General features: G+C 61.9%; 15 protein-coding genes. 8 read left to right on the top strand and 7 right to left on the bottom strand.

Going from position 1 to position 14,952, the window contains the following annotated elements:
- Window positions 1-58 precede the first annotated feature (58 nt).
- Entirely contained in the window at window positions 59-760 is a 702-nt protein-coding gene (locus tag GGR30_RS07780) for a TIGR02281 family clan AA aspartic protease (protein WP_183484404.1), read from the top strand.
- 7 nt (window positions 761-767) lie between these two features.
- Here GGR30_RS07780 and GGR30_RS07775 read toward each other — a convergent pair whose 3' ends face one another.
- From GGR30_RS07775 to GGR30_RS07760, 4 genes are all read right to left on the bottom strand, one after another.
- On the bottom strand, window positions 768-1,589 hold the full coding sequence (locus GGR30_RS07775) for a sulfite exporter TauE/SafE family protein (RefSeq protein ID WP_183484400.1): 822 nt from the start codon (window positions 1,587-1,589) through the stop codon (window positions 768-770).
- 371 nt (window positions 1,590-1,960) lie between these two features.
- Window positions 1,961-2,170, bottom strand: coding sequence for a DUF3126 family protein (locus GGR30_RS07770; RefSeq protein WP_106304892.1), 210 nt, complete (start codon window positions 2,168-2,170; stop codon window positions 1,961-1,963).
- 99 nt (window positions 2,171-2,269) lie between these two features.
- Window positions 2,270-3,097, bottom strand: coding sequence for a serine O-acetyltransferase (gene cysE / locus GGR30_RS07765; RefSeq protein WP_183484397.1), 828 nt, complete (start codon window positions 3,095-3,097; stop codon window positions 2,270-2,272).
- Between the two features lie 122 nt (window positions 3,098-3,219).
- Window positions 3,220-3,999 carry an alpha/beta fold hydrolase gene (locus GGR30_RS07760; RefSeq protein ID WP_183484393.1) on the bottom strand — a complete coding sequence of 260 codons (780 nt, stop codon included), beginning with the start codon at window positions 3,997-3,999 and terminating at the stop codon, window positions 3,220-3,222.
- Between the two features lie 147 nt (window positions 4,000-4,146).
- Between GGR30_RS07760 and GGR30_RS07755 the strand changes: the two genes are divergently transcribed.
- From GGR30_RS07755 to GGR30_RS07745, 3 genes are all read left to right on the top strand, one after another.
- Window positions 4,147-4,392: a zinc-finger domain-containing protein gene (locus tag GGR30_RS07755; protein WP_138749413.1), complete on the top strand. Its 246-nt coding sequence runs from the start codon at window positions 4,147-4,149 to the stop codon at window positions 4,390-4,392.
- Between the two features lie 58 nt (window positions 4,393-4,450).
- Complete coding sequence (locus GGR30_RS07750; RefSeq protein ID WP_183484389.1) at window positions 4,451-5,620, top strand: FAD-dependent monooxygenase; 1,170 nt, start codon at window positions 4,451-4,453, stop codon at window positions 5,618-5,620.
- A gap of 95 nt (window positions 5,621-5,715) precedes the next feature.
- Window positions 5,716-6,396 carry an SH3 domain-containing protein gene (locus tag GGR30_RS07745; protein ID WP_183484386.1) on the top strand — a complete coding sequence of 227 codons (681 nt, stop codon included), beginning with the start codon at window positions 5,716-5,718 and terminating at the stop codon, window positions 6,394-6,396.
- Between the two features lie 296 nt (window positions 6,397-6,692).
- Here GGR30_RS07745 and GGR30_RS07740 read toward each other — a convergent pair whose 3' ends face one another.
- Window positions 6,693-7,880: a cystathionine beta-lyase gene (locus GGR30_RS07740; RefSeq protein WP_183484383.1), complete on the bottom strand. Its 1,188-nt coding sequence runs from the start codon at window positions 7,878-7,880 to the stop codon at window positions 6,693-6,695.
- A gap of 368 nt (window positions 7,881-8,248) precedes the next feature.
- On the opposite strand from GGR30_RS07740, the gene GGR30_RS07735 reads away from it, so the two are divergent.
- The 4 genes from GGR30_RS07735 to GGR30_RS07720 all read left to right on the top strand — a co-directional run bounded on the left by GGR30_RS07735 (window position 8,249) and on the right by GGR30_RS07720 (window position 12,525).
- Entirely contained in the window at window positions 8,249-9,277 is a 1,029-nt protein-coding gene (locus tag GGR30_RS07735; protein WP_183484380.1) for an amino acid ABC transporter substrate-binding protein, read from the top strand.
- A 97-nt stretch (window positions 9,278-9,374) separates the two neighbouring features.
- Entirely contained in the window at window positions 9,375-10,568 is a 1,194-nt protein-coding gene (locus GGR30_RS07730; protein ID WP_183484377.1) for an amino acid ABC transporter permease, read from the top strand.
- Window position 10,569: 1 nt separating this feature from the next.
- Window positions 10,570-11,724, top strand: coding sequence for an amino acid ABC transporter permease (locus GGR30_RS07725; protein ID WP_183484375.1), 1,155 nt, complete (start codon window positions 10,570-10,572; stop codon window positions 11,722-11,724).
- A gap of 24 nt (window positions 11,725-11,748) precedes the next feature.
- Window positions 11,749-12,525: an amino acid ABC transporter ATP-binding protein gene (locus GGR30_RS07720; RefSeq protein ID WP_183484371.1), complete on the top strand. Its 777-nt coding sequence runs from the start codon at window positions 11,749-11,751 to the stop codon at window positions 12,523-12,525.
- Between the two features lie 279 nt (window positions 12,526-12,804).
- Here the strand turns inward: GGR30_RS07720 and GGR30_RS07715 are convergent, their stop codons facing one another.
- Complete coding sequence (locus tag GGR30_RS07715) at window positions 12,805-13,239, bottom strand: DUF1489 family protein (RefSeq protein WP_183484368.1); 435 nt, start codon at window positions 13,237-13,239, stop codon at window positions 12,805-12,807.
- A 56-nt stretch (window positions 13,240-13,295) separates the two neighbouring features.
- Window positions 13,296-14,708 carry an L-serine ammonia-lyase gene (locus GGR30_RS07710; RefSeq protein WP_183484365.1) on the bottom strand — a complete coding sequence of 471 codons (1,413 nt, stop codon included), beginning with the start codon at window positions 14,706-14,708 and terminating at the stop codon, window positions 13,296-13,298.
- Between the last annotated feature and the right edge of the window lie 244 nt (window positions 14,709-14,952).

Genomic DNA, 14,952 nt, shown 5'->3' with positions numbered 1-14,952 from the left:
CCGGTCACGATGACAAGGCGTGGACCCCACCGCGCCTTCAACACGGGGAGTGACCGCCTTGCGCCTGTTCTGGATCCTGATCGCAATCGTCTCAGTCGGCATGATCATGCTGATGGTGACCGGCAGCGACGGCACGACGCTCGGCCTTGCCAATGACGAGTTTGCCTCCGCGCTGTGGCTCGCGCCACTGCTTGTGCTGGTCGCCGCCGGCGTGCTGCAGGGCCAGCGCAATTTCGGCCATGTTTTCCAGTCGCTGCTGATCTGGGCGGCGATCCTGCTGGTCATCTCCGCCGCCTATATCTTCCGCCATGATTTCCGCGAGGTCGGCGCCCGCCTCTTCGGCGGCCTCGTTCCCGGCATGTCGATGACGACAACCACGGTCGATGGCCGGGAACAGGTGGTCATCGGCAAGCGCCGCGACGGGCACTTCACCGCCAATGTCGAAGTCGACGGCGTAAGCCTGCCGATGCTGGTCGATACCGGCGCAAGCCGGGTGACACTGACAACCGGGGATGCGGAACGGATCGGCTTCGATGCGGACGCGCTGAGCTTCACGGCGATGGTCTCCACCGCGAACGGTACGGCGATGGCCGCGCCCGTCACGCTCGATGAGGTCGCGATCGGCCCGATCACGCGCCGCAATGTCCGGGCCATGGTGGCCGGTGAAGGACTTCTGTCTCAGAGCCTGCTCGGCATGAGCTTTCTCGGCACGCTGAGTTCTGTCGACCTGCGCGCCGAAGAACTTCGCTTGACGGACTGACCGACGCTCAGAAGAACGAGATGAAGAAGCGGGCGGAGATCGTCAGCAGGAATATGCCGAAACCGACCGTCAGCACCCGGTCGGAAACCGCATGGGCCGCGCGCGCGCCCAGCGGCGCGATCAGAAGCGTGATCGGAATGATCAGCGCCACGGCGATCCAGTTCACATAACCGGTCGACAGAACCGGAAGCCCGGGATGCCCCCAGCCGCCGATGACGTTGCCGATGAAGCTCGGGATCGAGATCAGCACGCCGACGCCGGCAGACGTCGCAACGGCCTGAAGCATCGGCCGGTTGTAGAGCGTCATGAAGGTATTGTTGAGCGTCCCGCCGCCGATGCCGATCAGCCCGGACAACAGACCGATCAGCCAGCCGCAGCCGAACAGCGCGGGGTTCTTCGGCAGATCCTCGCCGAGCCGCCATTTCGATGCCTTCGGATAGAGCATCTTCAGCCCGATCAGGAGGGTGATCACGGCGAAGGCCGCGCGCAGCACGTCGCCCGGCGCATAGGCAATCACCATGGCCGACACGATCGCGCCGAAGGGCACCGCGATGATCCACTGCCTGAGCAGCTTCATGTCCGCCGTTCCGCGTTTGTAGTGCGACTGGAATGAGCGCAGAGATGTCGGGATGATGATCGCGAGCGATGTGCCGACGCACAGTTTCATGCGTACGCCCTCGTCCACGCCGGCAAGCGCAAAGGCCTGATAGAAAACCGGCACCAGCACGGCGCCGCCGCCAATGCCGAAGAGGCCGGCCAGGAAGCCGGCGACACAGCCGGCCGCGGCGAGCAGAAAGACAAGTTGCAGGATTTCGGAAATCGGAGGCATGCGTCTTCCCCTCACGCACCTTCCAAGCGCAATCAGAAGGTTTTCAAATGTCGGATGATGGTTTGCGATGTGTCATTAAAACGTGATCTTCTTACACTATCTCGTGGCCAGGGCAAACGGAGATGCACGCCGCAGGGTTTTCGCGACGGCATCGCCGGAACTGGTTTTCAACAGCTCGTCATATTGCGCCCGCTTGTGTTCAAAATACCTGTTCGAAGCAGTTTCCGATTACCAAAGTTTTTTCGCTTCTTTCCTTACGCCGGCTCTCCCCTGGGCCGGTTTTTTTTCGTCTGCGCCAATCCTTTCGGAACGCACAAAAAAAACCGGCCGCGGATGACGGCCGGTCGATATTTGGAAAGGCTCTTTGACGATCAGGGGTCGAGATCGACGTCGAGGATCGCCATGGAGAAATTGAAGGAACGGTCGCCGTCCTCGTCGTCGAGATAGATGACGCCGATGAATTCGTCTTCGCGGTAAACCTCGCAGGAATCGTCCTTGCGCGGACGCGCGCGCACGGCAAAGAGCGGGCCGAACATGCGCTTGAAATAGGAGTCGAGCTTTTTGATTTCGTCTGGCTTCAAGGGATGAACTCCGTCTGGTCTTCAAGTGTTGGCGCGCTTGTGACACGCAAGAGCCGAGAATGCAAATGCGAGGGCGGATGGTTTTTCAAGGTCGGGCTGTCAGTCTTCCGAACCGATCAGCTGGTCCATTGAACGGGCGGGATCGGAGCAACCGGCCGTGCCGATCACCTTCGCCGGAACGCCCGCAACCGTCGAATTGGCCGGAACCGGCTTCAGCACCACGGAGCCGGCAGCAATCCGCGAGCAATGACCGACGGTGATGTTGCCGAGCACCTTGGCGCCGGCGCCGATCAGCACGCTGTCGCCAATCTTGGGATGCCGGTCGCCGCTTTCCTTGCCCGTGCCGCCGAGCGTGACGCCCTGCAGGATCGAGACATCGTCGCCGATCGTCGCCGTCATACCAACGACAAGGCCGGTGGCGTGGTCGAGGAAGATGCCCTTGCCCATTTTCGCGGCCGGATTGATGTCGGTCTGGAACACGCTGGAAGACCGGCTCTGCAGGTAGAGCGCGAAATCCTGGCGCCCCTTCTGCCACAGCCAGTGCGCCAGCCTGTGGGTCTGGATGGCATGAAAGCCCTTGAAATAGAGCACCGGCTCCAGAAAACGGGTGCAGGCCGGGTCGCGGTCATAGACGGCCTGAATGTCGACCCGGAGGATATCGCCCCATTCCGGCCAGTCGCGCCGCATCTCGTCAAAGGTCTGGCGCAGCAGGATCGCCTGCACGTCCGGATGATCGAGCCGCTCGCAGATGCGGTAAACGACGCTGTCCTCAAGCGAGGTGTGGTTCAGGATCGTCGAATAGAGAAAGGCCGCGAGGATCGGGTCCTTCTCAAGCGCGTATTCCGCCTCGGCTCTCAGGCTCGCCCAGATCGGATCGACGGCCTTCAGGCTGGTCTCGTGACCGGTCTTGTCGGGATGTGCGGCCATCGTGGCCTCCTGTGGTTCGGGCGCTTGGCGCCTGTCCTTCCAACGAAGTCGCTTCTCTTTCTGAGCGCGAATATAGATCACTGCGGGCCGATTACAAATGCACGCGCAGTCAGATTTTCGTGTCAGTCATCGTTCTCGCGCGCAAGAAACTCCAGAACCGCTTTCTTGAACACCTTGTCGCCGACGGCCAGCATGTGGTCGCGGTTGGGAATATCGAGCGCGATGGCGTTCTGCATCTGGGCGGCGAGCGTCTGCGGCGAGCCCGCCAGATCGTCCTTGGTGCCAACGCCGATGAGGGTCGGCGCCGCGATCTTGCCGATGTCCTCGCGCGCAATGTTCTGTCGCGATGTCTCGATGCAGGCGGCAAGGGCCAGGCGGTCGCTCTTCGTCTGGTCGGCAAAGGCGCGGAACATGCGGCCCTTCTCGTCGGTGACGTCATCGAGCGACGGCGCTCTCAAGGCCGCCGCGATCGCGTCCCAGTCGCCCACCCCGTCGCAAAGGCCGATGCCGAGACCGCCGAAGACCAGCGAGCGCACCTTTTCCGGATGAGCGAGCGCCAGATAGGCCGAGATCCGCGCGCCCATGGAATAGCCCATCACATGGGCGCTCTCGATCCCGAGATGTTCGAGCAGCGCGGCGGCGTCGCCGGCCATCAGCGCCGGATAATAGACCTCGGGGTCATGCGGCTTGTCGCTTTGCCCGTGGCCGCGATTGTCGATGGCAATCACCCGGTAGCCGGCATCGCCAAGCGTCTTCAGCCAGCCCGGATGCACCCAGTTGACCGCCGCCGTCGAGGCAAAGCCATGAATTAGCAGCACCGGCGCGCCCTCGCCCTCGTCGAAAAAGGCGAGCTCGAGCCCGTCATGTTCGAATGTGGCGAAGTGCGGAAGGTTGAGGTTCATCGCGGCCGTCTCCATTGTCGACATCTGCCCGAAAGCCCCCGGCAAATCGGCGGTTCAAAACCGCCCGCCATCGCAATTCGGGTACTACACATTTGCAGCGAAGAGTTATAGTGTCCGGGCCGAAAGCTCAAGGAACCGGAGACAATTATGGCTGGCCACGGGATCGCCCATTTCAAGAACGACGACGGACACAGAAGCATCGAGATTGGCGTCAAGGAATTCATGTGCGTCGGCGCATCCGCCCCCTTCGACCATCCGCATATCTTCATCGACATGGGCGACGAGGATGAGGCGGTCTGTTCCTATTGCTCGACGCTCTACAAGTACTCGCCCGCGCTTCACGGCGAGGAGACCAACCCGCCCGGCTGCGCCTACCACGTCGACGCCGCCTGACCTAGCCCTTGGTCGGCGTCGGTCTCGTCATGGCGCGGCGAAGGGTCGGGAGGAGAAGATGACGATTGCACATGCAGCCATTGTCGGCGCCGGCATTTCCGGCCTGACGGCCGCGCTGGCGCTCGCCCGGCACGGGATTTCCAGCGAGATCTTCGAGCAGGCCGATGCGCTTGCCGAAGTGGGCGCTGGCCTTCAGATCTCGCCCAACGCCTCGCGCTGCCTGGCGAAGATCGGTGTGCTCGGCCGGCTCGAGGGCCAGTGGCGGGAGCCGAAGAAAGTGGCCCTGGCCTCGGGCCTGACCCTGAAGGAACTCGCGCATGTCCCCGTCGGCGAGGCGCGCAAGCGCTGGGGCGCGCCTTATGGCACACTGCACCGCGCCACGCTGCAATCGGCGCTCAAACACGCCGTGGCGGATGAACCGCTCACGACGCTCAACCTCGGCACGCGCATCGACAAGGCAAACAGGGCAACGCTTGCCAACAGGACGGAAAAACCCGCCGATGTCATCATCTGCGCAGATGGCGTGTGGTCGCACAGCCGACGGCAGATCAAGGGCGCGCCGGAAGCGCGCTTTTCCGGCAACATCGCCTGGCGCTTCGTGCTCTCCTCGGAAGATGCACCGGGATTTCTGAAACGTGACAGCGTCACCGCCTTCATGGGACCGATGGCCCATCTCGTCGCCTATCCGCTGCGCGATGTCGGCGGTTTCAACCTGGTTGCGATCGCCGCCGGCGCAAGCGCCGGGGAAGCCTGGCACACCGAGGTCGACAGTAGCTGGAAGACGGCGCTGGAGCGCCATTTCAAGGGCTGGAGCCCGGAACTCACCCGGCTGTTTTCCGCCGACCAACCCACCTTCTGGCCGCTCTATGAGGTGGGCGAAGGCAATTGGCACAATGGCAGCGACACGATCGCGATCGGCGATGCCGTTCACGCGCTGATGCCGTTTTCCGCGCAAGGGGCGGCAATGGCGATCGAGGACGGGTTCGAACTGGCGGCCTTCCTTGCCACCATGGAAGCGCCGCAGGCCTTCGACGCCTTCGTCGCCCACCGCAAGCCGCGCCTTGCGGCGCTGCGCAAGCGCACCAGCTTCAACAAGTTCGCCTATCACGCGTCAGGTCCGATCAGAATCGGGCGCGATATCGTGCTGAAACTGCGTTCTCCCGAGACGCTCGCCGGCGAACTCGACTGGCTCTACGGCTATCACGCCTACGGGCTCGACCGGATCTGACAAAGGCCTGCGCCGAAAGGATGCGGGGGTTCGTTCATCCCCGTTTCAGCTTGCGGGGCTAGACTTGCCTTCATCGCCAAGGGAGAGCAGCAGACATGAAACTCCGCGCTATCATCGCCTCAACCGGCATCGCACTCGCAGCGACGCTTTTTGCCGCCCAGGCCGAGGCCCAGTCGGTCAACGCCTATGCGACGACCAACGTCAATCTGCGCGCCGGCCCGTCGACGTCCTATCCCGCCATCACCGTCGTGCCGGCAGGCGCATCGATCGCCAATAATGGCTGCCTTGCCGACTATAGCTGGTGCGATGTGTCCTATGCGAACTATCGCGGCTGGCTTGCCGCGCGCTACATGAAGGTGGTCTATCAGGGCCAGCGCCAGGTGCTCACGCCCGGCATCGCCTTCGCGACAGGGATCGCGATCACCGCCTTTTCGCAGTCCTACTGGAACAATTATTATCGCGGCTATCCGTGGTACGGGACCTGGAACCGCTATGCGCCGCCGCCGCCGCCGAGACCCTACCTGCCGCCGCCCGGCTGGCGCGCGCCGCCGGGATGGGGCGGACCGCCGCCGGGATGGCGTGCGCCGCCCGGCTATCGTCCCGGCTGGGGTGCACCACCGCCGCGCCGGCCGCCACCGCATGCAGCACCGCCGCCGCCGCACCGACCGCCACCCGGTGTGCGCCCGCCCTATTATGGCCCGGGACCCGTTCGCCCCGGCCCCTCAATGCGACCCGGCGAACGCCACTTTGGCGAAAGACGCTTCGACCGCCGCTGAAACAGGCAAGCCGGCCGCCCTCCCCGGGCCGTCGGCTTCAGATTGCTGACAAAGCCTGTTGGAGTTGCGAGAAGCCTGCTTCCCATTCTCCGTCACCCCGGCCTTGAGCCGGGGTCCAGGGCCATGAAAAACCCCTTTGCCACTGTGTTTTAAGTGCGTCAGCCCTTGCTATCTGGCCCTGGATGCCGGCGCAAGGCCGGGGTGACGGATGAGGGCGAAGTGAGGTTTGCCAATAAACTGAAGCCGGCCGCCCTCCCCGGGCCGCCGGCTTCTCTGGTGCATTGCTTCGCTCAGTCTCAAACGGCCGAAGCGGCGGCCAGACCCTTTTCCAGATCCGCCTTCAGGTCCTCGACATCTTCCAGCCCGATATGCAGGCGAATGACCGGGCCGTCTTCCGGCGCGGTGCAGACCGTGCGGTTCGACAGATTCACCGGCACGGCAAGCGATTCGTAGCCACCCCAGGAATAGCCGATCCCGAAAATGTCGAGCGCGTCGAGGAAAGCGTGCTGGCGGGCCCTGAACGCCCCCTCCTCCGCCTTCAGCACGAAGGAGAAAAGACCGCTGGCGCCGGTGAAATCGCGCTTCCAGATGTCGTGGCCGGGGAAGGACGGCAGTGCGGGATGCAGCACGCGGGAGACTTCCGGCCGTTCCTCCAGCCACAGCGCCACGGCAAGCGCGCTCTTCTGGTGGTGCGCAAGCCGCACGCCCATGGTGCGCAGCCCGCGCAGGATCTGGTAGCTGTCATCGGGCGCGGCGCACATGCCGGTCCAGGTGTAGTGCTCCTCAAGTTGTTCGAAACAGCGTTCATTGGCCGAAGCGGTGCCCATCAAGACGTCCGAATGGCCGGAGGGGTATTTGGTGGCGGCATTAAGTGAGAGATCGACACCGAAATCGAGGGGCTTGAAGAAAAGCGGCGTCGCCCAGGTATTGTCCATCGAGACAAGAGCCCCCCTGGCATGGGCAAGGTCCGAGAGCGCACGAATATCCTGCATCTCGAACGTGTTCGAGCCCGGCGCTTCGGTGTGAAAGATGCGGGTGTTGGGCTTGAACAGCTTCTCGACCTCAAGGCCGAGAGCGGGATGATAATATTCGACCTCGACCCCCATGCGCGTCAGCACATTGTTGGCGAAGCGCCGGGCCGGATCATAGACCGAATCGACGATGAGGATGTGATCGCCGGGCGACAGGAACGCAAGCCAGGGCATGGTGATGGAGGCAAGGCCGGATGGATAGAGCAGCGTGCCTGCGGCATTCTCGATCTCGTTCAGCGCCGCGCACAGGGCATCCGTCGTCGGCGTGCCATGAGTGCCGTAGGTGTATTTCTGCCCCCCGCTGACAGCCGTCTTGGAATCGGGAAACAACACCGTCGAGGCATGCACGACAGGCGGATTGACGAAGCCGTGGAACGCGCCCGGATCATGGCCCGCATGGGCGAGAATGGTGTTGTCTCCGGCTTTTTTGCCGGCGGTCTTTTGTGAGGCCATGATGATGTTCCGCTGAGTTGAGAGGCAGTGCAGTCGCGCACTGTTTTGAATCGTCGCTTTCGGGCGGTCAAGTCGCAAAGAGAAAAACCAAATTACGACTAAAGGATTAGACTAATGAAAGGAATTCCTGCCCGAATTACCAGCAGCATTTTGCCCATATTTTGTATCTCTGCCCAATTTTTGAACGAAAATGGACGTTTTTCACAAAATCAGACCATTTTTCTGAGGCGAGTATTGACCATCTGGAAAATTACGACTGAGATGCACGGGCTCGCACCGAGGGGTTTGCGGGCAGTTGTCGCTGCTTGACTGTAGGCTACAGCCATGGGGACAACTACAAGTTTTAACGATAAACAAAGGTTGGGAAAATGAAAAAGACGCTTCTGTCTGCCGCTCTCGGCGCAGCAGTCTTCGGTCTTGGGGTCCAGGGTGCTTCGGCCGCGACGCTCGATGACGTCAAGGAAAAGGGATTTGTCACCTGCGGCGTCAGCACGGGCCTTCAGGGCTTTTCCGCTCCTGACAGCGAGGGGAACTGGTCCGGTCTCGACGTTGACTATTGCCGCGCCATTGCGGCGGCCATTTTCGGCGATCCGTCCAAGGCCAAGTTCGTTGCTCTGACCGCGACCGACCGCTTTCCGGCTCTTCAGTCGGGTGAAGTCGACGTTCTGACGCGCAACACCACCTGGACGCTTTCCCGCGACACTTCGCTGGGCCTCGATTTCCGCACCGTCAACTATTATGACGGCCAGGGCTTCATGGTTCCGAAGGATCTCGGCGTCACGTCCGCCAAGGAGCTTTCCGGCGCCGCTGTCTGCGTCCAGTCCGGCACCACGACCGAGCTGAACCTCGCCGACTACTTCGCGTCGAATGACATGGAATACAACCCGGTTGTCTTCGAGGCGCTCGAAGACGTCAACAACGCCTTCAACCAGGGCCGTTGCGACGTTTACACGACCGACCAGTCCGGCCTTTATGGCATCCGTCTGACTCTGTCGGACCCGGACAATTACGTCATTCTGCCGGAAATCATCTCCAAGGAGCCGCTTGGCCCGGCATGGCGCCAGGGCGATGACCAGTGGGGCGACGTCGTCTCCTGGACGCACTACGCCATGGTCAACGCCGAAGAATTCGGCATCACCTCGGAAAATGTCGACGAAATCGCCGAATCCTCGGACAACCCGGGCATCAAGCGCCTTCTCGGCACCGAGGAAGACGGCAAGATGGGCGCGGACCTCGGTCTGGAAGAAGACTGGGCCTACAACATCATCAAGACCGTCGGCAATTACGGCGAAATCTTCGAGGCTGATGTCGGCCAGGGCAGCGAACTGAAGATCGAACGCGGCCTCAACGCTCTGTGGACCAATGGCGGCCTGCAGTACGGCCCGCCGATCCGCTAAACGCGGTTCCATCTGATTTTATCTCGGATCCGGCACGGGGCGGTCGCCCGCCCTGTGCCTTCATAAAAATAGCCCAACACGGGCAACCGGGGAAAACATGGCTGAAACGTCAAGCAACGCTCCTTTTCAGGAATCGCGGGCTGCCGCGCTACTCTATAATCCCGCTGTCCGGGGCTTCGTATACCAATTCGTCACCGTCGTGGCGGTCGTAGCCTTCGTCTGGTGGGTCACAGACAACACAATTCGAAACCTTCAGGCCGCCGGCATCGCCTCGGGCTTCGGCTTCCTCGACAACCGCGCCGGTTTCGATATCGCGCAAATTCCGATCCCCTACAATAATGACATGTCCTACGGCCGTGCGCTCATGGTCGGCATCGTCAACACGATCATCGTTTCGGTGGCGGGGATCATCACGGCGACCATCGTCGGCTTCATCGTCGGCATCGGGCGGCTCTCCTCCAACTGGCTGATCGCCAAGCTGAGCCAGGTCTATGTGGAGGTGTTCCGCAACATCCCGCCGCTGCTTGTCATCTTCTTCTTCTATACGGGGGTTTTGGCTCTGCTTCCATCTGCTCGCGACAGCCTTGCGCTGCCGATGGACATGTATCTCAACAATCGCGGGCTTGCCTTCCCCAGCCCCGTTTTCGGACCCGGCTCCTGGCTGATCGGCGCTGCCCTGATCCTCGCCATCGGCCTTGTGGTAGCCCTTTCAATCTGGGCGGGCCGCCGACAGATGGCGACCGGGCAGCAGTTTCCGACCTTCACGACAAGCGTCGCGATCCTGATCATCCTTCCGGTGATCGGCTATTTCATCGCCGGTTCGCCCGTCACCTTCGACATCCCGGTCAAGGGACGCTTCAACCTGCAGGGCGGCGCGGTGCTCGGGCCGGAATTCATGTCGCTCTATCTGGCGCTGTCGCTCTATACCGCGGCCTTCATGGCGGAGATCATCCGCGGCGGCATTCTCGGCGTCGCCAAGGGCCAGACGGAAGCCGCCAATGCGCTCGGCCTTCATCCGCGCAAGGTTACCCGTCTTGTGGTCGTTCCGCAGGCCATGCGCATCATCATCCCGCCGATGACCAGCGAATATCTGAGCCTGACCAAGAACTCCTCGCTCGCGGTCGCCATCGGCTATGCCGATATCGTGGCCGTCGGCAAGACGGTCCTGAACCAGACCGGACAGGCGGTGGAAGTGGTCACCATCTGGATGATCATCTACCTCACGCTTTCCATTCTGACGTCGATCTTCATGAACTGGTTCAACGCCAAGATGGCCCTGGTGGAGAGATAAGATGGCGCACGAAATCGCTTATGTCCGCAAGGAAATGCAGGCCCAGGAGCCGGCCCCGCAGAAGAGCGGCAGCATTGCGCTGTGGCTGCGCACAAACCTCTTCGCCAACCCGAAGGATGCGTTTCTTTCGATCCTCGCCATCATCTTTCTGGTCTGGGCGGTCCCACCCATGGTGGAATGGCTGTTCATCAACGCCGCCTGGACCGGCACGGACCGCACCGCCTGCGCGACGATCGCCCAGGGCGGCGTCCAGCCGGATGGCTGGAGCGGAGCCTGCTGGGCCTTCATCGGCGCCAAGTTCGACCAGATCATGTTCGGGCGCTACCCCGACGCCGAGATGTGGCGGCCGATCCTGATCGCCATCCTGTTCACCGCGCTGCTGATCCCGCTGCTGATGCCGAAGGCGCCGCACAAGGGCTGGAACGCGCTGGCGCTGTTCATCATCCTGCCCATCTTCGCCTTCTTCATCCTGTATGGCGGCGTGTTCGGTCTTCCGGTCGTCGACACTTCGGACTGGGGCGGGCTGATGGTCACGCTGATCCTGTCCTATTTCGCCATCACCGTGTCGCTGCCGCTCGGCATCATTCTGGCGCTTGGGCGACGGTCGAAAATGCCGGTGATGCGGACGCTGTCGATCATGTTCATCGAGGTGGTGCGCGGCGTGCCGCTGATCACAATCCTGTTCATGGCGAGCGTGATGCTGCCGCTGTTCCTGCCCGAAGGCATGACGATCAACAAGTTCCTGCGTGCCATTGTCGGCGTGTCGCTGTTCATCTCCGCCTATATGGCCGAGACCATTCGCGGCGGCCTGCAGGCCATGCCCAAGGGACAGTTCGAGGGCGCCGCATCGCTTGGCCTCGGCTATTGGCAGACCATGCGTCTCGTCATCCTGCCGCAGGCGATCAAGCTGGTCATCCCGGCGATCGTCAATCAGTTCATCTCGATCTTCAAGGACACTTCGCTGGTCTCGATCATCGGCATGTTCGATCTGCTCGGCATCATCAAGTTCAACTTCACCGACTCAAGCTGGGCCTCCCCGGTCACGCCGATCACCGGCCTGATCTTCGCCGGCTTCGTCTTCTTCATCTTCTGCTTCGCGATGTCGCGCTATTCCAGCTTCATGGAACGCCATCTCGACACCGGCCACCGAAGCTAGCTTCGCGTATTTGAGGATAAATTCATGGTAGAAACCGTCGACACTTCTCACATGACCGTCTCGGATACCGAGGTCGCGGTCGAGATGATCCACGTCAACAAATGGTATGGCGACTTCCACGTCCTGCGCGATATCAACCTGAAAGTGATGAAGGGCGAACGCATCGTCATTGCCGGGCCCTCCGGCTCCGGCAAGTCGACGATGATCCGCTGCATCAACCGTCTGGAGGAACACCAGAAGGGCAATATCATCGTCGACAATATCGAGCTGACGGACGATCTGAAGAAGATCGACGAAATTCGTCGCGAGGTCGGCATGGTGTTCCAGCACTTCAACCTGTTTCCGCATCTGACGATCCTGGAAAACTGCACGCTTGCGCCGATCTGGGTGCGCAAGATGCCGAAGAAGGAAGCCGAAGAAATCGCGATGCACTACCTGGAACGGGTGAAGATCCCCGAGCAGGCGGACAAATATCCCGGCCAGCTTTCCGGCGGCCAGCAGCAGCGCGTGGCGATTGCCCGTTCGCTGTGCATGAACCCGAAGATCATGCTGTTCGACGAGCCGACTTCGGCCCTCGACCCGGAAATGATCAAGGAAGTGCTCGACACCATGGTGGGACTTGCCGAGGAAGGCATGACCATGCTGTGCGTGACCCACGAAATGGGCTTCGCCCGGCAGGTCGCCAACCGCGTGATCTTCATGGACCAGGGCCAGATCGTCGAACAGAATTCGCCGCACGAATTCTTCGACAACCCGCAGCACGAGCGCACCAAGCTGTTCCTCAGCCAGATTTTGCACTGAGGCGGGACGACAGCAGAGCGAGATGGAAAAGGCGGGCTTAGCGGCCCGCTTTTTTTGGTGGCGACAAAGCCCTCACCTCTTATGCCGTCATGCCGGCCTTGAGCCGGCACCCAGGGCCAAGTATCAAAGTCCGTCAAATTCAAGGCCTTGGCAGAAAAGGTGTTTTTGAGGCCCTGGATCTCGGCTCAAGGCCGGGGTGACGGAGAATTGTTGGCAGGCACCATCGGTCTGCAACATATTTTGCCAACAAACTGGAGGCGGGCTCCGCGGCCCACCTTTTTAAAGCAGCCCCAGTTCCGCCAGTTCGGCGCGAAGCTCCTCCGGCATGTCTTCGCCTCCCTCGCCGAAATCGAGGTCGCGCGGCGCGTCTTCCGGCTTCAGGTAGCGCCAGCCCTGGAACGGCTTGCGCGGCACGGGCACGGTGTCGACCACCTGCGGAGCAAGCACGAGATCGCAGCGCTGGATGCCCTGCCCGTCCGTATGGTTGGTGATGTCAAGGAGGGCCTGGCGGGCGCGAATCTGGCCGTTGATGACCCAGTAGAGCGAACCGCCGTCGAGAATTTCGTCGCGCCGCTTCGGCGTCATCCGCGTGGTGTGGACGGTGTGCGGTTCCAGGCCGGCGGCGATCGCGGCCATGGACCTTTGCGAGACCCAGCCGCGCAAATCGTCAATCCCGGTCGCGCCGACGCATAATTTCAGAATATGAAGGCTCATGGAACTTATGAAGCGCGCCGGAGGTGTATCGTCAAGGTTTTGACGGCATGAAAAAATCAGCAATCCACCACATTGACGGCAAGGCCGCCGGTGGAGGTCTCCTTGTATTTCTCATGCATGTCGTTGCCGGTCTGGCGCATGGTCTCGATGCAATTGTCGAGCGGCACGAAATGGGTGCCGTCGCCCTTCAGCGCCAGCGACGCGGCCGTCACGGCCTTCACCGCGCCCAGCGCATTGCGCTCGATACAGGGCACCTGCACGAGGCCGGCAATGGGATCACATGTCATGCCAAGATGATGCTCGAGCGCGATCTCGGCAGCATTTTCCACCTGCTCCGGTGTGCCACCCATGGCAGCGGCGAGCCCCGCCGCCGCCATCGCCGAAGCAGAGCCCACCTCGCCCTGACAGCCGACCTCCGCGCCCGATATCGAGGCATTGGTCTTGATGATGCCGCCGATGGCTGCGGCCGTCAGCAGGAAGTCACGGGTCGCTTCCTTTCCTCCAGCGTTCTGGAACTCGCGGAAATAGCGCAGCGTCGCCGGCACGACGCCGGCAGCCCCATTGGTCGGCGCGGTGACGACGCGGCCCCCTGCTGCATTCTCCTCGTTGACAGCCATGGCGAACATGGAAAGCCAGTCATTGGCCATCAGCGGGTCGAACTGGTTGGAAAGCTTGGCCTGCGAAAGCTTATCATAGAGCTGGCCGGCGCGGCGGCGTACTTTCAGCCCGCCCGGCAGCACGCCCTCGCCCTTGAGGCCCCGGTCGATGCAGCCATCCATGGCGTCCCAGAGCGCGTCCAGACCGGCATCAAGCTCGCCGCGCGTCATCCGCGCCTCCTCGTTGGCGCGCTTCATCGCGGCAATCGTCAGGCCGGAGCGCTTTGCCATATCCAGCATTTCGGCGGCAGAGCGGAAGGGAAAGGGAATCCTGTCCTCATCGCTCTCGCCCGCGGGAAAATCCTTCTCGTCCTTCCAGGCCGTCAGCTCCGTGTCGGTCAGCACGAATCCGCCGCCGACGGAGTAATAGATCTGCCGCAGCAGGATCGCGCCGTCGGCATTGAGCGCGTAGAAGGTCATGCCGTTGGCGTGGCCCGGCAACGGCTCCTTTCTGTTGAAGATCACATCCGCGTCGCAGTCGAACGCATAAGACGGGTGGCCGGGCGGCTCGACGGCGCCCTTCTGCCGGATATCGGCGATGATCGCGTCCATCCGGTCCGGATCGACCGTCTCCGGACGCTCGCCGGCAAGCCCCAGGATGACGGCGCGGTCACTGGCATGGCCAACGCCGGTGAAGGCGAGCGACCCGTGCAGGCTGACGCGAAGATGCGAGACGACGGCGCCTGCCGGGCGCGGCCATTCGCTGGAGGCCAGCAGCGCCAGAAAGCGGTTGGCAGCCGACATCGGCCCCATGGTGTGCGAACTCGACGGCCCGATGCCGATCTTGAAGACCTCGAAAACCGATAGGAACATTCCGGTCTCTCCATTGCCAAAAATGCTGCATTCATACTGCCATCTGGCAGCGCGAGCGGCAGGAAGGCGCGCGCCTCACCGACATGGTCGCATCTGATCGCGGCAGAAATCAATGTGGAGGAGAAAAACCGGGCGTCAAACGAAAACAACGGCGCCCTCTTCGAGGAACGCCGTCGTTTTTTAGGAAAATTCGATAGGCTGCTCAGACAGCGATGACGAGATACGCAATTCCGACAACAGCACC

The sequence above is a fragment of the Martelella radicis genome (assembly GCF_014196625.1).
GTDB lineage: Bacteria > Pseudomonadota > Alphaproteobacteria > Rhizobiales > Rhizobiaceae > Martelella > Martelella radicis.
Note: the sequence above shows the minus strand (reverse complement) of the source record. Positions and strands in the feature narration are given on the sequence as shown.